General features: G+C 36.9%; 26 protein-coding genes. 20 read left to right on the top strand and 6 right to left on the bottom strand.

The genetic code is table 11. From position 1 onward, the window contains the following. Nucleotides 1-242: 242 nt before the first annotated feature. From ACVWYN_RS09960 to ACVWYN_RS09945, 4 genes are read right to left on the bottom strand one after another with little or no spacing between them, the layout of a single operon-like run. Nucleotides 243-596, bottom strand: coding sequence for a hypothetical protein (locus ACVWYN_RS09960; RefSeq protein WP_457288705.1), 354 nt, complete (start codon nucleotides 594-596; stop codon nucleotides 243-245). A 46-nt stretch (nucleotides 597-642) separates the two neighbouring features. Next, nucleotides 643-1581 carry a DUF5777 family beta-barrel protein gene (locus ACVWYN_RS09955; RefSeq protein ID WP_457288704.1) on the bottom strand — a complete coding sequence of 313 codons (939 nt, stop codon included), beginning with the start codon at nucleotides 1579-1581 and terminating at the stop codon, nucleotides 643-645. A 10-nt stretch (nucleotides 1582-1591) separates the two neighbouring features. After that, nucleotides 1592-2143 (bottom strand): YceI family protein, encoded by a 552-nt coding sequence (locus tag ACVWYN_RS09950; protein WP_457288703.1) that lies wholly within the window; start codon nucleotides 2141-2143, stop codon nucleotides 1592-1594. An 8-nt stretch (nucleotides 2144-2151) separates the two neighbouring features. Further along, on the bottom strand, nucleotides 2152-2520 hold the full coding sequence (locus tag ACVWYN_RS09945; RefSeq protein WP_457288702.1) for a c-type cytochrome: 369 nt from the start codon (nucleotides 2518-2520) through the stop codon (nucleotides 2152-2154). 315 nt (nucleotides 2521-2835) lie between these two features. Here ACVWYN_RS09945 and ACVWYN_RS09940 point away from each other — a divergent pair, with 315 nt between their 5' ends. The 16 genes from ACVWYN_RS09940 (at nucleotide 2836) to ACVWYN_RS09865 (ending at nucleotide 17730) form a co-directional block, all read left to right on the top strand. Continuing rightward, the gene (locus ACVWYN_RS09940) at nucleotides 2836-3324 is read left to right on the top strand and encodes an RNA polymerase sigma factor (RefSeq protein WP_457288701.1); all 489 of its coding nucleotides are present in this window, start codon (nucleotides 2836-2838) and stop codon (nucleotides 3322-3324) included. A gap of 25 nt (nucleotides 3325-3349) precedes the next feature. Continuing rightward, nucleotides 3350-4480 carry a hypothetical protein gene (locus ACVWYN_RS09935; protein ID WP_457288700.1) on the top strand — a complete coding sequence of 377 codons (1131 nt, stop codon included), beginning with the start codon at nucleotides 3350-3352 and terminating at the stop codon, nucleotides 4478-4480. A 227-nt stretch (nucleotides 4481-4707) separates the two neighbouring features. After that, nucleotides 4708-5070, top strand: a complete 363-nt coding sequence (locus tag ACVWYN_RS09930; protein WP_457288699.1) for a YtxH domain-containing protein — start codon at nucleotides 4708-4710, stop codon at nucleotides 5068-5070. A 21-nt stretch (nucleotides 5071-5091) separates the two neighbouring features. Beyond that, on the top strand, nucleotides 5092-5460 hold the full coding sequence (locus ACVWYN_RS09925) for a hypothetical protein (RefSeq protein ID WP_457288698.1): 369 nt from the start codon (nucleotides 5092-5094) through the stop codon (nucleotides 5458-5460). A gap of 35 nt (nucleotides 5461-5495) precedes the next feature. Then, nucleotides 5496-6266: a phosphatase PAP2 family protein gene (locus tag ACVWYN_RS09920; RefSeq protein ID WP_457288697.1), complete on the top strand. Its 771-nt coding sequence runs from the start codon at nucleotides 5496-5498 to the stop codon at nucleotides 6264-6266. Between the two features lie 3 nt (nucleotides 6267-6269). Next, entirely contained in the window at nucleotides 6270-6449 is a 180-nt protein-coding gene (locus ACVWYN_RS09915) for a hypothetical protein (RefSeq protein WP_457288696.1), read from the top strand. Next, on the top strand, nucleotides 6425-6943 hold the full coding sequence (locus ACVWYN_RS09910; RefSeq protein ID WP_457288695.1) for a response regulator transcription factor: 519 nt from the start codon (nucleotides 6425-6427) through the stop codon (nucleotides 6941-6943). The genes ACVWYN_RS09915 and ACVWYN_RS09910 overlap by 25 nt, the downstream gene beginning before the upstream one ends. Next, complete coding sequence (locus tag ACVWYN_RS09905; RefSeq protein WP_457288694.1) at nucleotides 6940-8214, top strand: sensor histidine kinase; 1275 nt, start codon at nucleotides 6940-6942, stop codon at nucleotides 8212-8214. The genes ACVWYN_RS09910 and ACVWYN_RS09905 overlap by 4 nt, the downstream gene beginning before the upstream one ends. An 86-nt stretch (nucleotides 8215-8300) precedes the next feature. Then, nucleotides 8301-10706: a TonB-dependent receptor domain-containing protein gene (locus tag ACVWYN_RS09900; protein ID WP_457288693.1), complete on the top strand. Its 2406-nt coding sequence runs from the start codon at nucleotides 8301-8303 to the stop codon at nucleotides 10704-10706. 54 nt (nucleotides 10707-10760) lie between these two features. Next, entirely contained in the window at nucleotides 10761-12710 is a 1950-nt protein-coding gene (locus ACVWYN_RS09895) for an LTA synthase family protein (protein WP_457288692.1), read from the top strand. Between the two features lie 782 nt (nucleotides 12711-13492). Beyond that, nucleotides 13493-14164: an acyl carrier protein gene (locus ACVWYN_RS09890; protein WP_457288691.1), complete on the top strand. Its 672-nt coding sequence runs from the start codon at nucleotides 13493-13495 to the stop codon at nucleotides 14162-14164. 177 nt (nucleotides 14165-14341) lie between these two features. Beyond that, the gene (locus ACVWYN_RS09885) at nucleotides 14342-14830 is read left to right on the top strand and encodes a hypothetical protein (protein WP_457288690.1); all 489 of its coding nucleotides are present in this window, start codon (nucleotides 14342-14344) and stop codon (nucleotides 14828-14830) included. Continuing rightward, nucleotides 14827-15003, top strand: a complete 177-nt coding sequence (locus tag ACVWYN_RS09880) for a hypothetical protein (protein ID WP_457288689.1) — start codon at nucleotides 14827-14829, stop codon at nucleotides 15001-15003. Before ACVWYN_RS09885 ends, ACVWYN_RS09880 begins: the two co-directional genes overlap by 4 nt. 420 nt (nucleotides 15004-15423) lie before the next feature. Then, complete coding sequence (locus ACVWYN_RS09875; RefSeq protein WP_457288688.1) at nucleotides 15424-16113, top strand: helix-turn-helix transcriptional regulator; 690 nt, start codon at nucleotides 15424-15426, stop codon at nucleotides 16111-16113. Nucleotides 16114-16193: 80 nt separating this feature from the next. Next, nucleotides 16194-17156 carry an alpha/beta fold hydrolase gene (locus tag ACVWYN_RS09870; protein ID WP_457288687.1) on the top strand — a complete coding sequence of 321 codons (963 nt, stop codon included), beginning with the start codon at nucleotides 16194-16196 and terminating at the stop codon, nucleotides 17154-17156. Beyond that, a complete protein-coding gene (locus ACVWYN_RS09865; protein ID WP_457288686.1) occupies nucleotides 17149-17730 on the top strand; it encodes a YdeI/OmpD-associated family protein in 582 nt (193 codons plus the stop codon). The genes ACVWYN_RS09870 and ACVWYN_RS09865 overlap by 8 nt, the downstream gene beginning before the upstream one ends. 163 nt (nucleotides 17731-17893) lie before the next feature. Here the strand turns inward: ACVWYN_RS09865 and ACVWYN_RS09860 are convergent, their stop codons facing one another. Then, the gene (locus ACVWYN_RS09860) at nucleotides 17894-18373 is read right to left on the bottom strand and encodes a DUF3060 domain-containing protein (RefSeq protein ID WP_457288685.1); all 480 of its coding nucleotides are present in this window, start codon (nucleotides 18371-18373) and stop codon (nucleotides 17894-17896) included. A 128-nt stretch (nucleotides 18374-18501) separates the two neighbouring features. Between ACVWYN_RS09860 and ACVWYN_RS09855 the strand changes: the two genes are divergently transcribed. The 4 genes from ACVWYN_RS09855 to ACVWYN_RS09840 all read left to right on the top strand — a co-directional run bounded on the left by ACVWYN_RS09855 (nucleotide 18502) and on the right by ACVWYN_RS09840 (nucleotide 19982). Next, nucleotides 18502-18651: a type II toxin-antitoxin system RelE/ParE family toxin gene (locus tag ACVWYN_RS09855; protein ID WP_457288684.1), complete on the top strand. Its 150-nt coding sequence runs from the start codon at nucleotides 18502-18504 to the stop codon at nucleotides 18649-18651. Then, a complete protein-coding gene (locus ACVWYN_RS09850) occupies nucleotides 18635-18937 on the top strand; it encodes a helix-turn-helix domain-containing protein (protein ID WP_457288683.1) in 303 nt (100 codons plus the stop codon). Before ACVWYN_RS09855 ends, ACVWYN_RS09850 begins: the two co-directional genes overlap by 17 nt. A gap of 294 nt (nucleotides 18938-19231) precedes the next feature. Further along, on the top strand, nucleotides 19232-19588 hold the full coding sequence (locus tag ACVWYN_RS09845) for a bleomycin resistance protein (protein ID WP_457288682.1): 357 nt from the start codon (nucleotides 19232-19234) through the stop codon (nucleotides 19586-19588). Nucleotides 19589-19757: 169 nt separating this feature from the next. Next, a complete protein-coding gene (locus tag ACVWYN_RS09840; RefSeq protein ID WP_457288681.1) occupies nucleotides 19758-19982 on the top strand; it encodes a helix-turn-helix transcriptional regulator in 225 nt (74 codons plus the stop codon). 49 nt (nucleotides 19983-20031) lie between these two features. Here the strand turns inward: ACVWYN_RS09840 and ACVWYN_RS09835 are convergent, their stop codons facing one another. Continuing rightward, nucleotides 20032-21183 (bottom strand): peroxiredoxin family protein, encoded by a 1152-nt coding sequence (locus tag ACVWYN_RS09835; protein WP_457288680.1) that lies wholly within the window; start codon nucleotides 21181-21183, stop codon nucleotides 20032-20034. Between the last annotated feature and the right edge of the window lie 823 nt (nucleotides 21184-22006).

The following is a 22006-nucleotide window of genomic DNA, read 5'->3' as shown; positions in this document are numbered from 1 at the left end:
TTGAAATTCCATAATCATTTGCGTATCGATGTCGATATGAACATTTCAAAAATAAGAATTTTCAAGAAGATTGGAGGATAATAGCGTAGGGTTTTTAAAAGAAAAAACGGGGGAAAAATCTTTAAGAAAAAGACCAAACTCCCCCGTCTAAATTAACGCTCTCAAGACAAATGTATAACACCTGACTTGTATATACAAATGTTTTTAAGAAATAATTATTAAATATCTGATAGTCAAACAGATTAAATTTTATAAGCTTTTAAAAAACCTTCAATCGATTCATAAATCGCAGGTGTTAAATTCTCTTTACCAGCATTAATCAATTGGTGCTGGGCAGAATTAAACTTCTCTATAAATGTTCCGGTCTCGTTATTGAATTTTAAATACCCCTGTTCAAAATAGCGTTCCTCAATGTCGCCAGAGGCATCCATTGAGTTGAATGTTAATTGAATAATTTTTCCGGAAGCTTTGTCTACGCAAAGCCATTTATAGGTGTCCGACTTGGGAGCCTGATCGGGCATATCGGTTTGTTTGATCTCAAGTATGGATATTGAACCATTCTCAAGATGGTATAGGCAATTAAAAGAAGATTTCATAGGATCACCGAAAATACAAAAAATCCGGACTACAGAAAGCTTTTTCCTATCCTTTTTTGTTTTTGTTGAATGAAAATCTTCTGGATATACTAAAACCCCATCTGTATTGGCCTTTAAGCCATGAACTTTTAGTTTCTGGTATAAACTGAATCTCCTGTATAGCAGTTGCATTAGTAAAATTAATATGAAACACATGCCCTCCGGTTTCCATTTCTAAACCAACTCCAAGCGGATTGTAGAATTTTGTCAAGCTGATGTTTTCCAAATAGTTCTGATCATCCTTATTTCTGAAGGGAAGAAAATAGTCTACAACGAGAGCCATCCGCTTACTAAATTTAAAGCGGCCACCTGCTCCAACCGCAAAGAGACCGTTCTGATCTCTAAATCGTGTGAAGTTTCGGTGGATATAAGTTGGAATTATTGTAAATGAGAAATTGGAATTAAATTTCCTTGCAATAATTACCTGCAATACATAGTTCATCCTATCGTTGAAATTATTGTAAGCGGTCTCTGATGCCGGATCATCATGATTAGATTTTACAGCTGTTATCGTATTACTCCCAAATAGTGTTACAGCAATAGGTAAATGATCGTCTACTGTTTGCTGTAGTAGTTTAAATTTCAGACTTCCTTCATACAGCTGTTGCACAGAAGTGGCACCCTTTGCCCTAGCAAGCCCTACAGTTAACCTGTCGGATAATCCATATTCAAATCCTATCCTCACATCAGAAGAATTGTCAAGCCCGAAGAATTGCCTTATCCCGCCATTACGGCCGGCAATATCTCCAAACCTGTGATCTACTTTAAAGTCTAATTCATTTTTATAGATAGTTTCATTGGTATGCCCATTAATAAGTTTGGTTGATTTAAAAGTTCCCATCACTTTTTCATGACTGCTTGTGGTTCCAATTTCTTTTTCAAGATCAGTTTGCGAGGAGCAGGTTAGAATAGGGAAAACAGCAATAATGACTAGTAGTTTCTTCATGTTCATATAATTATTGTTGGTTTTTTGGTTGATAAAGCGCCATTATTTTTACGTCTACAAACTCTGCAATGTTCTTAAAAACTAATGAGGGGATCTGAATTTTATGGTCGGCAATTCTTACCCTAAAAATCGTACTCGCAGTAATTTTTTCATTGTTAACTATCAACTCAGCCACAGTTGTATAACTTTTACTTACACCATGGATTAATAACATTCCTTCAACCTTTACATTGTAGGTTCCATTAATATTCAGGTTGCAATCTCCAATAATCTTACCTTTGAATTCTGATAAAGGATACCGTTCTGATTCCATATAATTCTCGTTAAAATGCTCTTGCATCAACTTCTTTCTAAATTGGAATGATGTATTGCTAACTTTAAAGATTAGTTCTCCAGTCTTGGTATCCAGTGCAGAACTGGCTGTTGTGCTTTTGGCTTCAATATCCTCAAGTACCGTGTTGGAGTAAAATGAAATTGCTGCATTCTTACTAACTAAAATATGCTGTGCTTTTAATGATTGGTTGACTAGACAGATTAAAAATAAGGTAAGTGTAAGTTTCATAATATAGACTAGTTTTCAGGCATGCCATTGTCAAACCAAGTGCTTAGCGACTGTAATTCTGTTGCGCTTAAACTTCCTGCTTTAGGCATTCTTTTAGAAACAAGAACAGCTTGTTTAATTCTTTCGGCATTAGCTTTTATAGAGGCATAACCGTTTAAGGTAAAAAAACCAGCATCCGATTTGCCAGATGCATGGCAGCTGCTGCATTTACTCTGGAAAAGACTCTCGGCAAAATTTGCATAAGTAATCTTTATGACGGGGGTTATTGGTACCACAGGTACATCGGGCTTAATTTCTTGGGACTGTTTCTTGGTGCAACTGGCCATCATCATGTATGCGATGATAAGTGTTAAATACACAATTTGATGCTTTTTCATAGATTGTAACATTTCATATCAGATTTTAATGAGGTAATTTGTTGATTGATAAGGTTACGGGAAGGGATAAAAAATAGTTGCCAGGCAAAAATCAATCTTTGTAATTTTTATTATCAAATAATTGATTAATAGTATATTATAGTTAATAAATATATTTATGCAAACTAAGGCAACCTTTTTAAGATGGTTCACGTAACAAAATAAAAATGATCAATAATTAAGCTCAATATTTAAGTGCAGGAAATTATTAAGGGATGTATTAATAAAGACAGGAATAGTCAATATCTGCTCTATAAAGAATTTTATAGTTACGGCATGGCAATATGTCGTAGGTATGGTATGAGTGATGACGATGCCGCAGATGTTTTGAATGACGGATTTCTAAAAATATTTACAAATATCTATAAATATGATCCTGATCGTCCTTTTAAAAGTTGGCTTGGAAGGATTATTACCAATACTGCTATAGATCATTACAGGCTCAATCTAAAGTTCAGCGATCATATTGATATAGCTGATTATGAGCAACTAGGGAGTAGCCCTGAGGTTTATGGTCATTTAGCTTATAATGATTTACTCAAACTTATTCAGGGACTTTCGCCAGCTTGCAGAACCGTATTTAATCTGTTTGTAATAGATGGTTATTCTCACGAAGAGATTGCTGAAATGCTGAATATTTCGGTAGGAACTTCTAAGTCAAACCTATTCAAAGCTCGACAAAAACTACAGGATAAACTTAACTATATAAATGGTTCAGGAAGTGATACTCCATTATCAGAAATAAGAATACAATACGGGTCTTAAAGACTTTGAAAATATACACCTACCAATGAAAAATGAAAATAAATTAGATCAGTTTTTTAAAACGGGCTTAAGCGATCCTCAGCTTCCGTTTAATGAGCTGGATTGGGATAAAATGGCAAGTCTGTTGGATTCCCAAAAAAGAAAGCGTATTGTTCCACTTTGGTTGTACACCATTAGCGGTGTTGCTGCTGCGTTGATTGTTGTTATACTTTGGTCCATATCAGATACAGGGCAATTAAGATCCAAAAAAATTACGAAAATTGCTAAGATCATTGTTAAGCCTTCATTACATGAAGAGCAAAAGAATCAAATGGAGCTAACTAAAGTTGTAAAACATTTAAGTCCAGTAGCTATTCCTTCGGCGAAACATTTAGCGGAGGGTCAAACTAAACATTTCAGCATTGCAATTGATCCAGTCCAGGAAATAGTTGCTGTAAATAAGGTGGGGGTGACTACTTCGGCGATAGTTACATCGCCAGATATAATCACAACAGCGCTTCAAAATGCAGAAACCATAACAGCTATTCATGCAGAAGAAAAAGCTTCGTTTAAATTAACAAATAACGATAATAAAGGTCAATTAAGCCTAACTCTCATTGCTGCACCAGATATCTCCACTGTAAGTGCAGGCTTGCACTCGCGGCTGAGTTCAAATTTTGGTGTTCTCGCAAATTATTCCCTTTCAAGAAGATTCAGTGTAACAACTGGTGTAGTCTACGCCAAGAAATATTATGATTATGCAGGAGTCAATAAAGGTTTATATGGTAAAGCGGATAAGGCATGGGAAGTTGATGCTGATTGCGATGTTATGGATATACCTCTAAATGTAAATTATAAAGTATTAAATAGAAATAATCTTTCTATAAGCATCAATACAGGTCTTTCTAGTTACCTGATGTTAAAGGAGAAATACAAATATCTTAACCAAGATCAGACCGGAACAAAAATTTCTTCACTTGTTATAGATAATAAAAATCAACATTTATTTGGGGTGGCCAATTTTTCAGTAAGTTTCGAACACAAAATAAATCAAAGACTAAGTGTAGGTGTACAACCGTTTTATAAAATTCCGTTAACAGGTATAGGGTATCATGATAGCAATTTAAGTTCTAAGGGGCTGGCATTTTCTTTAACAGTTATTCCGTTTAAACCTTAAACACCTTAATATCATTAATACAAAAAGACCGGCGATTTCCCTCTCACCGGCCTATTAACAAACATCAAACAGATTAAAAACCAGATGAATCATCCTCTTTTACAATGGGATATACGACAATTGTTAGAAGCTGGATGTTTGCTTGTTATTCGCTTTTTACCATAAAATTTTTCATTTCTCTAAACAAAATTAAATTATAGGTGTTCCTATAAAAAAATAGAAAAGCTATGAAATTTAGAAAACTAGCGGCAAGTATTCTTGCTCAGAAAAACAACAATACAGAAGTTGCGGTGGCGTTAATTGCCGGTTTAGCGGTTGGAGCTGCACTTGGTGTTCTATTAGCTCCTGAGCGGGGAGAAGATGTTCGTGAAGGAATTGCGGGTAAGGCAAAAGGACTAAGAGCAACTTTAAGAGATGAATTTTTATCACTTAAAAATAAGTTTTTAGGGATCGAAGAAGTGGAAGAAGAAATTGCCCATGAAGTGCCACACTACAACCAAACAAATCATAAAAAGCCTAAATCCGATATTAGAGAACTCATACACGAAGCACATAGTTCAGAATTTATTCAGAATCCAAATCTATCTTAGTGCATTAAACTAAGATGCCTCATGAGAGTACACATAGGAATGCTGATCTGGAAAGAGGCGAAGAGCCAGGGGATTTCCCAGGCTCAATTTACAAAGCTATTAAAGGAACGAGGTGTAGCCTATGCAGATTTTTTTCAAAATGAAACTATTGATCTTGATATATTGGTTCATGTAAGTGATGTTCTAAACAAGAATTTTTTTACCTATTACGAACCTGCTGAAATGCCTGCTGCGTTATCAAATACGAAAGTTGATTTGATAAAATTTAAGTTGTCGGCTTTAAAGGAGGTACTGGAAAAGAAGGATAAACTGATTCGTTCTCAGGAAAAATATATCAGAACACAGGAAAGCCTGATCAAAACGTTAGAAAAAAAATGGGCGCTTGATTAAGTTCTTTGTAGGTTTGGTAAACTAAAATTGTTCCGATGCTAAAACAGTTCTTTACTTTCTTTCTTGCCATGGGATTTGCAACCTACAGTTCAGCGCAAAGTGCAAATTCGGCACTTATTACTGTTGATACTGGAATTGTAAAGAGTCACACAAAGATAAATTTTAAACCTTTCATTGTTCCCGGGGTTTTTGTAGGATATGGCTTATTAAGTTTGACCGGCGACAATGTGCTTCGAAGGCTAGATTACAGCACCCATGCAGAACTTCAGGAAGATCATCCAAACTTTACTTCTAAGATAGACAATTACACCCCTTTTATCCCTGTTGTAGCAGTTTATGGACTTGATTTGTTGGGTGTTAAGGCTAAAAATAATATTGTAGATAGAACGGCTATGCTGGCTTCTTCATTTCTTGTGGCCAGTGCAGGTGCAGGGTCACTTAAAATCATAACCAACCGACTTCGTCCTAATGGCGCAGACAGACAATCGTTTCCTTCTGGACACACCACGCTGGTATTTATGACTGCAGAATTTCTTAATCAGGAATATAAAGACCGTTCTATTTGGTTCAGTGTTGCCGGTTATGCTATTGCTACAGGTACAGGAATACTTCGTTTATATAACAACGAGCACTGGGTTAGCGACGTAGTTGCAGGTGCAGGGGTAGGGATCATTTCCACTAAACTGACCTACCTGGTTTATCCTTATCTCAAGCGCAAGCTTTTTCATGGTAAAACATCAAGTGTAATGATCAATCCTGCTTACCAACAAGGTAACATGACCTTAAGTTTTAGCAGCAGGTTTTAAGACATGAAAGTTTTAATCGTAGAGGATGAAGCTGAATTGGCAAATAGTATTGTAAGTTATCTTTCCGGACAAAGTTACCTATGTGAGCTTGCAGAAAACTATTCTAAAGCTTTAAAAAAATATCTGCTTACCATTACGATTGCATTTTATTGGATATCATGCTTCCTGGGGTTAGCGGTTTAAAACTTCTGGCCGAACTAAAGTCTCAAAATAAACAAGATGGAGTGATTATCATTTCGGCAAAAAACTCGCTGGAAGATAAAATTGGAGGCTTGGAACTTGGTGCAGATGATTACCTCGCTAAACCATTTCATTTGCCCGAACTTGCTGCCAGAGTCTATTCTGTAATTAGAAGAAGAAACTTTGCAAATGCCAATACCATTCAGCAAAATGAAATAACGGTAGACTTGCTTGCCAAATCCGTAACGGTTCATAACAAACCAATGGTCTTAACTAAGACAGAATTTGATATGCTCCTGTTCTTTATCGGCAATAAAAACCGCGTAGTTTCTAAAAGTGCTTTAGCAGAGCACTTATCCGGCGATTTAGCAGATATGCTGGATAACCACGATTTCATCTACGCACACATCAAAAATTTGAAGAAAAAGCTTGCCGAAGCCAACGCTGGCAATTACCTAAAAACGCTTTATGGTAATGGCTACAAATGGGAAATATGAAGCTGCTGGATAAACCCTTAAAAGCCTATACCAGATATGCTATGCTGGTATTGCTGGCCAGTATTCCTGTTGATTTTCTAATGGTAGACTGGATTTGGATCCATGAAGTAAACGAACATAATCTTATCGTTAGTGAATCTACAAAACAGAATTTAAAGTCACTCCAGCTCTCAAATGCTCAACTGGACCAGGCTACCAAGCTCTGGAATCAGCTTACGCCAGAAACCCGCTTGCATGAAGTAGAAAAACTTGCTGCAGATAGTAACTATACCATCTATCGTAAAAACACCTATATCCCTAATAAGGGATTCGATAGGTACCATGGTCTGGTTAGTTATTTTGAATTGAATGGTAGGTTTTATAGCATCACCGTAGAAACAAATGTAGAAGAGAGCTATGAAACCATATTTGGAATTACAGCAATCACTGTGGTATTCTTTATCATCCTGCTGGTTGGCTTTATTAAACTCAATAAGCGCATTTCTGGTAGGCTCTGGAAACCATTTTACCAAACATTGGAAAAGATGAGGTCGTTTGACTTGAGTAATCATAAAAACATCGCATTTGAACCAAGTAATATTGTGGAGTTTGAGGAGATGAATGCAGAAATCAACAAGCTCATTATTGGGAATGTCTCTGCTTACAATCAACAAAAAGAATTTACGGAAAATGCTTCGCATGAATTGCAGACACCGCTAGCCATCGTACAATCTAAATTAGACATCTTACTCCAGGACCCTTCGTTAACCAACGACCAGTCTGCCATTATTGAAGAAACCAACAACGCATTATCCAGAATATCAAGGATCAATAAAAATCTACTGCTGTTAGCGAAGATTGATAACCAGCAATTTATGGACAAAGAGACATTTAATGTTTTGCCAATTCTTAAGGATTTGCTGAAGTCGCTATCTGTTTTTGCGGCAGATAAGCCCATTCATCTTACTGCCGTGTCAGAACCAGTAATTGAAGGAAATAAAATGCTGGTTGATATCATGCTGACCAATCTGTTAATGAATGCCATAAGGCACACCGGAAATGATGCTGAAATCGTTATTCTGCTTGATGGAAATCAGCTTAGCATTTCAAATCAGGGGGAAACCGAATTAGATTCAGCTCGATTGTTTCAGCGTTTTGGATCAACCTCTAAACATACGCCGGGCAGCGGACTAGGCCTGTCTATTGTTAGGGAAATTTGCGAACGATATGGCTGGACTATTAGCTATGAATACCTGCATAACCTCCATACCTTTAAGGTTATCTTTAAATAGCCACCTAATCAAATTACATCGCTTTTAATTTCCCGATTCAAAATTTATTCAAAATTGAAATGGAGGTTTGCAGATATCGTAAAACTATGCGCAAAATTATCCTAGTATTTCTAACCCTTTTACCATTCTTTATTCAGGCCCAAACCAATACAACCGTTACGCTTTCCGGTTTAGTAAAGGATATTCATAAAAGTAGTCTGCCTTATGCTAACGTTGCCATCAAAACACAAAAAGACAGTGTTTTTGTGGTCGGCACGTTAACTGACAACGAAGGCAGGTTTAGTATACCCGCAATTAAAAGTGGAAATTACACTTTACAGATTTCTATGGTGGGGTTTGAAACCTTTAAGCAAGCCATAACCATAGGAAGTTTAAGCCCATTTTTAGATCTCGGAATTGTCCGATTGAAAGAGGATGCGCAGCTGCTTAAAGAAATTAATATCGTTGGCAGTACCCCAGAGGGCATCTCCTCCAAGTTGGAGAAGAAAACTTTTACCCTTTCCAATAATATTGCTCAATCCGGCGGATCCGTATTGCAAGCCATGCAAAACCTTCCAGGAGTTACCGTACAAGATGGTAAAGTTCAGCTTCGCGGCAACGACAAGGTTGCGGTGCTGATAGATGGGAAGCAAAATGCCGTAACCGGATTTGGTAGCCAAACCGGACTAGATAATATTCCTGCCTCCTCTATTGAAAGTATAGAGATCATCAATAACCCCTCAGCTAAATACGATGCAAACGGTAACGCTGGCATCATCAATATCATTTATAAGAAAAATAAGCAAGAAGGCTTTAACGGTAAAATTGGATTAACAGGTGGATTAGGCGCCTTGTGGATTCGCAAAGAGAATCTGCCCGATATCAGGCCGCAATACCAGGCTACACCAAAATTAAATCCCTCTTTATCTGTTAACTATAGAAAAGCCAAAGTAAATACCTTTCTTCAGGCCGATTGGCTTTACACGCAAACGCTCAATAGAAATGATTTTGCACAACGTATTTATGATGATGGTACGGTGATCAATCAGCAAGTTAAAAGAAACCGGACTACTACCTTCTCCACAGTTAAAACCGGTGCCGACTGGAACCCAGATGATCAAAATTCCTTTACAGCTTCCGTCTATCTAAACCGGGAAAAGATTCTGGATAGGGGAGACATTCCGTATTTCAATGCTGATTTTAGTGTGAGAAGTCGTCTGTGGCAATTTTTGGAAGATGAGGTTAAATATACAGCTACAGCTGCGGCATTGTATCAGCATAAATTTAAACAACCCGGGCATCTGCTCAATGCCAGCTTTAACTATACCTTTCACCGGGAAGATGAACAGTATTTCTTTACCAATATAATGCCCACATATACCGGTAAAGATTCTTTTAAACTACTTTCAGACGAACATGTGTCAGACCTTAATGTTGACTATACCAAGCCGCTTAAGCACGGAAGGATAGAAGGCGGGATCAAGTTCAGGAGGCGAACCATACCTGTTAACATGCAGTTTTTTCCAGGCATCAACTCGCCATTAGATGTCAATGCAGGCGGATTTGCAGATTACAAAGAGACCATTCCAGCAGTTTACGGCAATTATACATTTGAAAACAACAATTTTGAATTGGAGGCCGGACTCAGGATGGAATACGTTAAAGTAAACTACGATGTAAACCCCAACCACAATACTTACAAAAGCGATGGCTATGATTACACCAGGCCATTCCCAAATCTAAGGTTTGGTTACAAACTAAACGATAAGAATAAGATTGCCTTGTTCTATAACGAAAGAGTAGACAGACCAAACGAAGTTGATATCCGAATTTTTCCTAAATACGATGAACCAGAGGTAATTAAGGTAGGGAACCCAACGCTCCGTCCGCAGTTTAGTAAAAATATAGAACTAGGCTATAAGTTAAGTTGGTCAGCAGGGAGTTTTTACATAGCCGGGTACAACAAACTAACCAAAGCAACAATAACAAGAATAGCTACAACAGTTCCAGGTAGCAATTTGATTTATAATATCTTTCAAAATGCAGGTAATAGCAGAAATTACGGTACTGAACTATCATTCCAACAGCAATTAGCAACATGGTTTTCATTTAATGCCAGTGCAGCTTTATATAAAAATACCATTGATGCCTTTACAGTGCTTAACAGATATCCGGTGCCCACTATCTATAGTATGGAAAAAACAAGTATCCATTCCTGGAATAGCAAATTTAATGGCTTATTTAAATTACCCCGGAAGGCAGATTTGCAAATTACTGCAGTTTATCTAGCTCCAGACATCATCCCACAAGGAAAAATAGGATCAAGATTTTCGATTGATATGGGATTTAAAAAACAAGTTCAGAAAGGAAAAGGAGAAATATTTTTAAACGGTACAGATCTGTTCAATACGCTCAAACCTAAAAAAGAAATTATAGGCAATGGATTCCGGATAATCAGTACTGATTACTATGAAACGCAGGTTTTTAGGTTGGGATACAGCTATAAATTCTAGCGGCGTCAGGGTTCTTTCTAAATTTAAAAGTATATTTACGCCTTTACACCACATATGCATAAACGAATATTAAAGAGCAGGTATGCTGTTCTATTCGCCTACTTAATTGTTTTTGTAAGCGCCTCATTTCTGATCCGCACAGCCTTGCTGATTTCTTCCTTATCTAAAGCAGATTTCACTTTTTTTGGGATCGGGAAGCTGTACATCCTTGGTCTTATTTATGATATTGGCACGGGTTTAATGATCGCATTTCTCTACAATATTTACTTGATGATCTTGCCAGAAAAGTGGCTTGGCTCCAAAGCAAATAAAATAATTACCTACGGCGGCCTGTTTCTAACGCTACTCATTACCTTTTTCTCCTTTTTTGCAGAGATCACCTTCTGGCAGGAATTTGAAAGCCGATTTAATTTTATAGCGGTAGACTACCTGATCTATACTTACGAAGTAGTCAATAACATTAACGAGTCATACCCACTGCCATTACTCATAGGCGGGGTTCTGCTGATGGTAATAGTAGTGATCTGGGCCTTAAAAAAGATGAAAGTATTTCAGTCGGCCTTTCAGCCTCAGTCGCCAGCCTATTCCAGGTTCCTTATTTCTGGAGTGCTGCTGGCAATTACCATTACTTATCCTTTGCTGTTAAGCAATTCTGACGCAGAGTCCAGCAGGAACCGGTATCAAAATGAACTTTCAAAAGCAGGCATTTATTCTTTTTTCTCGGCCTTTAAAAACAACGAACTTAACTATTACGATTTTTACTCCTTGTTACCTAAAGAACAGGCATATCAACTGATTAGGGAAGAGTTGAAGCAGCCAAACAGCACTTATGTGAGCACATCAGGAATCCGTAGAAATATTGTTGGTACAGGAGTAGCTTATAAGCCAAATGTGATCATGATTACAGTGGAAAGCTTAAGTGCTGATTTCCTGGCTCACTTTGGTAATACCGAACAGTTGATGCCGAAATTAGATTCCATTGCAGACCATAATTTGTTGTTTACCAATATGTATGCAACAGGTACGCGGACGGTAAGAGGGATGGAAGCCCTTACACTTTCCATACCACCGACACCAGGAAGCAGTATCGTAAGGCGGCCAGACAACCAAAATTTAAGCACTGTAGGCTATATTTTTCAAAAAGCAGGTTACAGCAGAACTTTTTTTTACGGGGGCGATGGGTATTTTGATAACATGAACGAATATTTCGGCAGCAATGGCTTCGACATCACAGATCGAGGCAGGAATTTAAAGATAGACGATAGCTATAAAACCAAAAGAACCATCATAGCTGATGCCCAAGTACATTTTGAGAACGCATGGGGAATAAGTGATGGCGACTTATTCGATGCCGTTTTAAAAGGTGCGGATATAGAATCTAAAGCAGGAAGGCCCTTTTATAATTTTGTAATGACTACTTCTAATCACCGGCCTTTCACCTTCCCCGAAGGAAAAATTGACAGGAAGGAAGGAAACAGGGAAGCTGCGGTAAAATACACGGACTATGCCATTCATCATTTTCTGGAACAACTAAAGACCAGACCATGGTATAAAAACACGGTGGTTATCATTGTAGCAGACCACTGTGCCAGTAGTGCTGGTAAAAATGAGATTGATATTTCGAAGTACCACATTCCTTGTATTGTTATTAATCTTCCAGGCAACAAACCAAAGGTTATAGATCAAATATGCTCACAGATAGATCTTTATCCAACACTGTTTGGTCTGCTGGGCTGGAACTATCAAAGCAGTCTTTACGGAAAAGATGTACTTGAACCAGGTTACGAGCCAAGAGCAGTATTGGGAACCTACCAAAAGCTGGCCTATTTAAAAAAGGATAGCCTGGTGATATTGGGTCCACAACAAAAAGTAGAGACATTCATTTACAACAAGCAAAGCAACGAGCAAAAACCAAGTCCATTATCGCCAGGAGTTATAAATGCGGCAAAATCCAATTACCAAACCGCATACGACCTATTTAAAAATGGCGGCTTGCATCAGTAAAGCCCTAATGGCTTTTAATACGTCAAAGAACATCTGCTGCCGGCTATCACAGCTGGCAGTTTAAATCTAAATATCGATTTATTAAAAATTGAAGCCGGAACGCTTGCCTATTAATTTTTGCTGATCAGCGATGGCGGAGGCGTTCCCGATGCTTATAAATCGACCGGATTTAACCGAAAGATCAATATAATTGTGGCTTATCAAAGCTCGTATAATTATACCTGCAAATGTAAGAAAAATAGTCGAGATTTCCAAATAAATTACGAGATTTTAACTAATTAAACTCGTTGATTTACAGCATGTTAAATATGATTTTAACAGCTCTACAATTACTGATTTTACACACCACTTTTTGCTTGTTTTAGAGCTAATAATTTACGCTCTACTATTTCAATGGGCGTCTACGTAGTTTCTAGCACGCTTCGTGCAGGCTACTAGGTATCTTGTAGCACTAAAGGTACCCCTTTCCGCACCATAGTACCTCTAAGGGTGCTATAGGTGCTACAAGATCCCTGTGGAAAACATAGTCGTTTTAATATTTCATGACTAGGTAATTCCTGAACGATTTGAATATCAGTATTCGTAAAAGATTCTACAGCCGGTACGGCCACTTCTTTTAAGAATGAGTAACCATCAAAAGGTGCGAGAAATAAACCAGCATAGTGCTTATATGATTTAATTGTATTGCTAGCATGTAAAAACGAAATGCCTCTATAGAGATGTCTTTGAGAAATTCTCCATATATTGGTTTCGTATAAACAACTGTTACCAGAAATGCTAAAATGAATGACCATCAGCTTAACAATATCGACTCATACGACATCGACGAACTGCTTTTACAGGTTGAAAAATCATTTGACATCAAATTTGCACCTACTGAATTTTCACACGTTACAACCTTCGGAGAACTTTGTGACTGTATTGCTAATAAAATTGAACTAGAGAACTCGGAAGATTGTACAACTCAACAGGCATTTTATAAACTTCGCCAGTCTATTGCGACCGAATTATCTTTCAATCTAACAGACCTTACGACTACGACTTTAATAATTCAAATTTTACCAAGACCTACTCGAATTTCAAAAGTTAAGGAATTAGAAAAGCATTTGGGTTTCAAACTTAATATTTTACGACCTAGACATTCAATAAACGGTTCATTAATTTTTATTTTAATTGCTTCAATTATAAGCGTATTTTTCAATTGGAAGATTGGTGCTTCAGGATTTTCTATTTCTGTAATTGGACTTTGGCTTGCAAATAAAGTAGGTAAAGAAATCGACTTAACAACATTGGGTCAACTTGCAGAAAAAATGACTCGAGAGAATTATATAAAATCTAGGCGAAACCCCAAGACATTCAATAAAAAGGAAGTAGAAGCAGTTTTAACAGATTGGTTTGCCGACCAGTTTGACTTAGAAAAAACAAAGTTGACACGGTGTGCTAAGCTCGTCTGACAAAGAAGCACATCTGGTAACATCAGGTTTAAATTATGCCCGGGCGACGTGGTTCTTGTTCTGTTGTGCTTTTTAATCGGGCACAATATAAACCTGTAAACGTTACCAGCAACCCTAACAGACTACAAAACGACAACGTAAGTGAAGAAGAAAAAACATATCGGACAATTAGTTTCTGTGAAATTCACGGACAGAAAAACACCCATTTATGGTTATGTTGTTGACTATAATGACGACTGGACTTTAATGAAATATAATCCTGTTGATTACATAATTGACGGTTACATTATTTTCCGACACAAAAACATTGAAGGTTTTCGCAGAGACACGTACGAAAAATGGAGAGAAAAAATTATCAACTTAAAAGGACTTCAACCGACTGACAAAGACATTATTCCTCTGACTGAACTTGAAACAATTCTAAAATATCTAACTGACAATTTTGGCATTTTTCAAGTTTATACAAAATCAGAAACAGCTTGTTATTTAGGACGATTAAAATCAATAGACAAGAAAGAACTTGTAATGGACGACCTAAACCCAAAAGGAAAATGGGAAGGACAAATGAAATTTAAAACTGGCGACATCAGAGTTATTGAGTTTGACACGGACTACATCAACTCACTCAAACTTGTTTCGGCAACTAAAATGACTGCGAAAAAATGAGCGGAATTCACGTTACAGACAGAAGGGCAGCTGGTAACAGGCGTTTGGCAAAAGTGGCGGTTCAGCGCTCCGCAGACAGTTTTGTGGTAGCCGAAAGTTCAGTTCTCCGAATGAAGTTTAGTGGTAAAAATCCCGCCCTTCGGGTAGCTGCAAAACGTTATAAGCCATTTTAAAAGACGACAGTGAACAGACCATTTATCATAAAACTTCTAAGCGGACTAATCAACAATTTGATTTGTCTAATTGCTGTAACAATCGTTTTATACAGACAACACTGGTTTGGTAAAGGGTAAGCTAACAATACGGCACATATTGACATGAACTTCCTGGGTTTTATAAATTTGCTTCATAAAAAATTACTATGAAGCAGCCACAAATCAAACCGCGCCATGTAGTACGCTTTCGGAGCAAACAGGAGATCATTTATTTTTCGCTATACATCGATGTTTAAAATAGTAAAACTCAAATTGTCAATGGTTGAGATAGAAAAAACGAAATACGCCTATGGAAATGTCTTTGCGAATCTTTTTGGTAAAAGCAATTGTTAGCCATAATGCCACAAGTACCCTTCAAACACTAACAGCCAAATAAACATGAACGAGAATGACATTAAACGACTTTCACGACTGACTGCAATATTAACACAGTTACAAACAAAACGTCTTTTGACAGCAACAACACTTGCTGAAAAATTCAATGTGAGTGTCAGAACAATTTATCGAGACATAAGAACTTTGGAACAAGCAGGTGTTCCAATCCTTACGGAAGAAGGAAAAGGATATTCATTAATGGAAGGTTACAGAATTCCGCCTGTAATGTTTACAGAAGCACAAGCAAATGCATTAATTACAGCAGAACAATTAGTTCTCAAAAATAAAGACACTTCATTCATTAAAGATTATACCGAAGCCGTTGAAAAAATAAAATCGGTTTTGAAATACAACATACAAGAGAAAGCTAACTTACTTTCAGAAAGAACACGATTTGACCAAAATAACCATCTGGAAAGAAATAGTAGTAATTTATCTGACTTACAATTTGCGCTGACAAATTTTCGTATAGCAAAAATTGAATACACCAGCGAACAAATAAAAACCACAACCCGACACATTGAACCATTTGCGTTATTAAGCACTGAAAATTGGTTGTTGGTTGCCTATTGTCGATTAAGAAGAGAATTTCGTTTTTTTCGTTTGGACAGAATTAATAAATTAGAAATACTTACCGACAAATTTGAACCTCACAAAATGACCTTGCAAGAGTATTTTGAGAAATATCACTAATTTATTTTTAACCCCTGACATAGAGCTGTCACTTGGCAGGTATAAGTTTGCATCATTAATTAATCTTTAAAAGAATAAAAATGACAAACGAAATTAATTCAATGGTTAACTCAGTCAATTTCCCTAAACCCACTCTTATTTCAGTCAACGGTGTGGAACTGGAAGTCTTTGAAGCAGGTAAACAAAATGCAGGAAAACCTATTGTACTCTGTCACGGCTTTCCAGAACATGCTTTTTCTTGGCGTCATCAGGTACCAGCGCTTGTTGCAGCTGGCTATCATGTCATCCTTCCAAACCAGAGAGGTTATGGTAACTCGTCCAGTCCGACCGAAGTAACTGAATACGACATTGAGCACTTAACAGGTGACCTAGTCGCACTACTCGATTACTTTGGATATGAAAATGCCACTTTTGTTGGTCACGATTGGGGTGCAAATGTCGTTTGGAGTTTGGCACTATTGCATCCTAAACGGGTAAATAAAATAATAAACTTGGCTTTGCCTTATCAAGAGCGTGGAGAAAAGCCATGGATTGAGTTTATGGAAGCAATATTTGGAGGAGACTTCTATTTTGTTCACTTCAATCGACAAGCAGGAGTAGCAGATGCTATAATGAATAAAAACGCATCCCAGTTCCTCCGTAACATATTCCGCAAAAACTTACCTCCCACACCACCAGAGCCAGGAATGCTAATGATAAATCTTGCAAGAGCAGAAAAACCACTTGGGGAACCCTTAATGGAAGACAACGAACTGTCTGTGTTTGTTTCTGCCTTCGAATCATCAGGCTTTACGGGAAGTATAAATTGGTACAGAAACCTAGATAGAAACTGGCACTTAATGGCGCAGGTAACCCCCATCATTCATCAGCCGACTCTTATGATATATGGTGAACAGGACACGATTCCAAAGTCTGAAAACCTAAAAAATAGTGTTCCTAATTTGGATATTGTTAATCTGGATTGTGGTCATTGGATTCAACAAGAAAAGCCAGAGGAAACTACACAATCAATTTTAAAATGGTTAGAACTCCAAAATGCCTAATAAGGACGTAGAAACATATTGCCCTCAAAGCCGAACAGATTGGAGACAATGGTTGGAAAAAAACCATCAGTCCAAACAATCTGTTTGGCTTGTTTATAACACAAAAAAGTCTAATATCCCTTCGATAAGATGGAGTGAAGCGGTTGATGAAGCACTTTGCTTCGGTTGGATTGACAGCACGAAAAAAACAATTGACGATGCTTCGTTTATGCAGTTTTTTAGCAAACGTAAACCTAAAAGCAACTGGTCAAAAATCAATAAAGAAAAAATTCAACAACTTATTGACAGCGAAAGAATGACAAAAGCAGGTTACGAAAGTGTTGAAACCGCAAAAGAAAACAAATCGTGGACAATTTTGGACGAAGTTGAAGAACTGGTAATCCCGAACGACTTAGAAAAATCTTTCAACGAACACAGTGGCTCCAAAGACTATTTTCTAAGTTTGAGTAAATCAGCAAGAAAAATGATGCTGGGCTGGATTGTCCTTGCCAAACGACCAGAAACTCGACAAAAACGAATTAACGAAATTGTAGAAAGTGCGAAGCAGAATCTTAAACCGAAACACTTGCGATAGGAAAGGGTCTAGATTTTTATACCTTCCTGGCTGGAGACTCCTTCAGCCTCCAGCCAGGAAGGAGTGATATTTAAACAGTTCAGTTTACTCTGCCCTGCAACATGTTTAAAACTTCAGGAAGTTGAGTTTTTCAGCAGACCCTAAGTAATAGTTTAATAACTAATTATTGCTTGGATATTTCGTTATCAGATCCTGTAGTACTCACTACAGCAAGTCCATTTTTGTTAGGACTAGTTTTGTATGTTATTTGATTATCATTTCCAAATGTTTTTATCGAAGTAACTTTTTCTACCCTAACATTGTTGTCACTGCCAGTAATTTTTAAGCTATTTAAATAGCCAATAATTACAATAGCATTATCATTACCTGTAATTACAACATCACCACCATTACACACCATTTGTTGTTTTATGTCATTACCCACAATGTTTTTTACTCCAACTTTAACTTGATTTTTAGTTGCTTTGGAAGAAGATCCTGTGCTTACACCAACATTACCATTTTTTGCTTCGATAACGGTGCCTGCAGTTTTAACTTTTACATTGCCACCTTCGATCCTAATTTCTTGAGCCTGAATTAAAAAAGGCAAAGTGATGAGTGCTACTAGTACCATCGCTGTTTTTATTTTCTGTATATTTTTCATAGTTATAGTTTTACATGTAACAAATATGTAGCGTTATTGTTTGTTCAATTATTCAAAAAATTACTATATGTTTGACTGGATAAAAAATATATTTCTTAAGGACACAGCTGATAATTTCATTTCTGAAATTGAGGGCTGTCTTCCGCATCTTTTGTTTCTTTGATGATGGTAAACTTATTGTTTTAGCAAACGGGTTTCAGAAAAAGACTCGAAAGACACCGAAGGCTGAAATTGAAAAAGCTTTAAAAATAAAAAATCAATATGGAACACAAAGGTAATTTAAAAACACTTGACCAGTTCGTTGACGAACAGCATGGAAAAAAAGGAACAAACAAACGAGATAAGTTTGAAAAAGGTTATGAAGCATTTAAACTTGGTTTTTTAATCCAGCAAGCTCGACTTGAGAAAGGACTTACTCAAGAACAATTGGCCGAGAAATGCGGAACTAATAAAGGTTATATTTCAAAAGTTGAAAATGACCTCAAAGAGATTCGTATTTCGACATTACAGAAAATTGTTGAACTTGGCTTAGGTGGTCATTTAGAGCTTTCAATAAAACTATAACTCGCACCAGGATTCCGGTTGAACAGGGTACCAGTTAGCGAGGCTCAAGTGTAAGATATTAAGTTTAATACAGTCAGCAAATTGCCGTGCAGATTAGTAGTGTTTTATTTTTAGATATTGGCTGCTGGCTACGCTTTGCTAGAGATGTCTTTGCGAAATTTCCCATATATTGGTTTCGTATAAACAACCGTTGGCTGCAACCGTGTAAAGCGATAGTATAACCGACGACAAGAATAGAAAACAACTGAATTTAATTAATCTCAAAGATTTTATCTTTTTAAGACAAAGAACGATATGCTGACAAACGTAAACCCAAAATTGCCAATGCGGAACAAGACCGTAACAAAAGATTTTTATGTAAACAAGTTAGGATTTGAAAATGTTGGAAGTTCGAACTATGACGACTATTTGATGGTTGAAAAAGACAGCATAGAAATCCACTTTTTTATATTTAAAGAAATTGACTCTAAAGAAAACTATTCAGGGGTCTATATCCGAACCAACGACATTGACAATTTGTATCAATCATTGTTGGACAACAAAATAAACATACACCCGAATGGAGCATTAGAGACAAAGCCTTGGGGACAAAGGGAATTTGCCTTGCTTGACCCAGATAATAATCTGCTGACTTTCGGACAGAATATATAATCACTATTTACTGATTACCTAGAAACGGCAGCAACAACACCGATTTGGAAAAAGTGGCAGTTCAGTGCTTCGAGGGCACATTTGTGGTGTAAATCACCACCTTCACCAATCCCTTACTGTTAGGCGTAATGCTACCAGCGACCGTACAAACCTGAATAGTTAGAAAAAAATGGACGACAATAACGATACTAAACGACTTTCGCGACTAATTGCAATTTTGACAATTTTGCAAACGAAACGACTTTTGACGGCTTCGGAATTAGCGAATAAATTTTCAGTAAGTAACAGGACAATTTACAGAGATATAAAAGCATTAGAACAAGCAGATGTTCCTATTCTGACAGAAGACGGAAAAGGCTATTATTTAATGGAAGGTTACAGAAACCACCAGTAATGTTTACCGAAAGCGAAGCCGATGCTTTAATAAGTGCTGAGTTAAACTTTCATTTGGACTTAAAAAATACCTCTGTCAACTTTAGGTTTAGTTGTTCTCCCCTCAAATTGGATGCTATTATTTTTCCATTTGGAGACAAAAGATAGTTTGTCGGTATACTTTCAATTTTATATTGTTTATATACCTGCTGATTTCGGTCAACATGAGTTTGAACCAATTCTCCAACATTATCGTCTTTTATAGCAGCCCTCCATTTCTCTAGATCCTCAGGCTTGTCGATTGACACTTGAACTACCTTAAATTTTTTGTCTTTAAATTTCTTATAGGCTTCCCTTAGGAAAGGAGATTCTTGTCTGCATGGCTTACACCAGGATGCCCAAAAATCAAGTAAAACATAGGTGCCTTTGAACGAACTTAATTTGATACTTTCCCCTGTAGTCGTTGTCAAAGAAAGATCAGGAGCGATTAAGCCATTTTGCAAAATGCTGATTTTTATTTCATTACTAGTGAATTTAAATTCGTTAAACCACTTGATTTTGGCGCTAACTAATTCTGATGTCGGAAATTTCTTTCTAAGAAAATCGAGTAGCTCATCATAAGGTTTCATTGTTTCTTCCATTTGCAAAAACTGTAAGGTACTCCAAACTGTAGCAGTACTTGATGTCTTTGTAATTACATCAATGTAATAGGTCGCAATTAAGTTCGATAAAGAATCTATCTCTTTTTGGGTACTTCGTAACGATAAACTATCACTTGGCAAATGTTTTAATATGTACCTTCTGCGTAGCCATTTTTTACTGCCAGGTAAAACTGAATTGAAATCTACACTTGCTGGTGAATTTTTATAAAGGAGGGCCTCGTTATAAGGATTTGGCATATTTCGTCTATCAAAATGTAGTTCCGCTACCTGATTCTTGATAAGAATGGGATTGAAAATATGTGTGCTATCGACTAATAGATTATACCAACCCTCGTCATTTGAAAGCAACCCTTTAAGAAAGAGCGTATCATTATCTGATTTTATTACAGCTGAATCAGTCTTAAACCTCCCGGGCCCGTAAAAATTACCTGCACTGAGTCGGACCTTACTACCCTTTTGATTTTTGACAATGAACTTAAGAATTGGAAGGCTTACAGGCACCTGCTGTCCAAAAGAGGCAACTGATATAGTTGCAAGGAAAATAATGTATAAATATTTCATTTTCATTCTAATTTTTTAAGAACCGGGGAAACTAATCTCCCCGGCCGTTTTTCTAATTACACGATAATGAACATGTAACTGATGCTTGACAAAAACAATTTGCTACTTAATATGCATCAATATAAGTAAAATATATGTCTACAAAGAACAATATATAAATTTTAGAAATAATTAAGAAGATAATTATAGCACGTATTCATTGATTAAGCTCTCCAGTCTTTTGTCGAGTAATACAAACCCAACCATGCTTCCAATGTAGCAGATTGGAATTGTGTTCCGGTTAACAAAAACAAATACTCTCCTGTCTTTCGTTTTAACTAATTATGGGCAGGAAGTGGTTTCGCTTTGGGCTAGATAAGGTTTCAGTTAGGTCTTGGTTGGGAATTCGTTGTTAAAAGGTACCTTTTCCCAAGCGAGCCCCAACCAAGACCTAAGCAAAGTGTTACTGAGTCTGGAACAAAGCCATAACCTGATGCGCTACAGATCCGAAGAAAAACAGGTTATTTTCGTTTAGGAACAATTCAATCTTTATAAGAGCTTAGAGACTACCTATTCAGCTGTTGTATATTTTGAATAGGATTATAGAATTTGCAGGTACAGTCAATATCAAATTGAATTTTTAGCTCGAATAGCTATTTTAGGAAAATAATGGCTCTTACACTTTTCTTACAAGGCTCTTATATGGATGGCATAGGAATAGGACTTTGATAGGAGTTACATAGGACTTAGATAGGACTTGAGAAGGAGGTAAAGTCCTATTCAACCCTTATGTGCTTCCTTTAGAACCCCAATCCGTGTGCCAGCCATATAAAACGATGGTAAA

The sequence above is a fragment of the Pedobacter sp. UYP24 genome, from assembly GCF_054057295.1.
This window is presented reverse-complemented; position numbering and strand designations above follow the sequence as displayed.

Excerpts from the sequence above, each read along its gene's own strand:
- ACVWYN_RS09955 (WP_457288704.1), bottom strand. The coding sequence starts at position 1,581 with ATGAAGAAACTACTAGTCATTATTGCTGTTTTCCCTATTCTAACCTGC.
- ACVWYN_RS09905 (WP_457288694.1), top strand. The coding sequence starts at position 6,940 with ATGAAGCTGCTGGATAAACCCTTAAAAGCCTATACCAGATATGCTATG.
- ACVWYN_RS09925 (WP_457288698.1), top strand. The coding sequence starts at position 5,092 with ATGAGAGTACACATAGGAATGCTGATCTGGAAAGAGGCGAAGAGCCAG.
- ACVWYN_RS09960 (WP_457288705.1), bottom strand. The coding sequence starts at position 596 with ATGAAATCTTCTTTTAATTGCCTATACCATCTTGAGAATGGTTCAATA.
- ACVWYN_RS09915 (WP_457288696.1), top strand. The coding sequence starts at position 6,270 with ATGAAAGTTTTAATCGTAGAGGATGAAGCTGAATTGGCAAATAGTATT.
- ACVWYN_RS09930 (WP_457288699.1), top strand. The coding sequence starts at position 4,708 with ATGAAATTTAGAAAACTAGCGGCAAGTATTCTTGCTCAGAAAAACAAC.
- ACVWYN_RS09900 (WP_457288693.1), top strand. The coding sequence starts at position 8,301 with ATGCGCAAAATTATCCTAGTATTTCTAACCCTTTTACCATTCTTTATT.
- ACVWYN_RS09920 (WP_457288697.1), top strand. The coding sequence starts at position 5,496 with ATGCTAAAACAGTTCTTTACTTTCTTTCTTGCCATGGGATTTGCAACC.
- ACVWYN_RS09860 (WP_457288685.1), bottom strand. The coding sequence starts at position 18,373 with ATGAAAAATATACAGAAAATAAAAACAGCGATGGTACTAGTAGCACTC.
- ACVWYN_RS09880 (WP_457288689.1), top strand. The coding sequence starts at position 14,827 with ATGAGCGGAATTCACGTTACAGACAGAAGGGCAGCTGGTAACAGGCGT.
- ACVWYN_RS09840 (WP_457288681.1), top strand. The coding sequence starts at position 19,758 with ATGGACGACAATAACGATACTAAACGACTTTCGCGACTAATTGCAATT.
- ACVWYN_RS09940 (WP_457288701.1), top strand. The coding sequence starts at position 2,836 with ATGGCAATATGTCGTAGGTATGGTATGAGTGATGACGATGCCGCAGAT.
- ACVWYN_RS09870 (WP_457288687.1), top strand. The coding sequence starts at position 16,194 with ATGACAAACGAAATTAATTCAATGGTTAACTCAGTCAATTTCCCTAAA.
- ACVWYN_RS09935 (WP_457288700.1), top strand. The coding sequence starts at position 3,350 with ATGAAAAATGAAAATAAATTAGATCAGTTTTTTAAAACGGGCTTAAGC.
- ACVWYN_RS09875 (WP_457288688.1), top strand. The coding sequence starts at position 15,424 with ATGAACGAGAATGACATTAAACGACTTTCACGACTGACTGCAATATTA.
- ACVWYN_RS09895 (WP_457288692.1), top strand. The coding sequence starts at position 10,761 with ATGCATAAACGAATATTAAAGAGCAGGTATGCTGTTCTATTCGCCTAC.
- ACVWYN_RS09835 (WP_457288680.1), bottom strand. The coding sequence starts at position 21,183 with ATGAAATATTTATACATTATTTTCCTTGCAACTATATCAGTTGCCTCT.
- ACVWYN_RS09890 (WP_457288691.1), top strand. The coding sequence starts at position 13,493 with ATGAATGACCATCAGCTTAACAATATCGACTCATACGACATCGACGAA.
- ACVWYN_RS09945 (WP_457288702.1), bottom strand. The coding sequence starts at position 2,520 with ATGAAAAAGCATCAAATTGTGTATTTAACACTTATCATCGCATACATG.
- ACVWYN_RS09850 (WP_457288683.1), top strand. The coding sequence starts at position 18,635 with ATGGAACACAAAGGTAATTTAAAAACACTTGACCAGTTCGTTGACGAA.
- ACVWYN_RS09865 (WP_457288686.1), top strand. The coding sequence starts at position 17,149 with ATGCCTAATAAGGACGTAGAAACATATTGCCCTCAAAGCCGAACAGAT.
- ACVWYN_RS09910 (WP_457288695.1), top strand. The coding sequence starts at position 6,425 with ATGCTTCCTGGGGTTAGCGGTTTAAAACTTCTGGCCGAACTAAAGTCT.
- ACVWYN_RS09950 (WP_457288703.1), bottom strand. The coding sequence starts at position 2,143 with ATGAAACTTACACTTACCTTATTTTTAATCTGTCTAGTCAACCAATCA.
- ACVWYN_RS09845 (WP_457288682.1), top strand. The coding sequence starts at position 19,232 with ATGCTGACAAACGTAAACCCAAAATTGCCAATGCGGAACAAGACCGTA.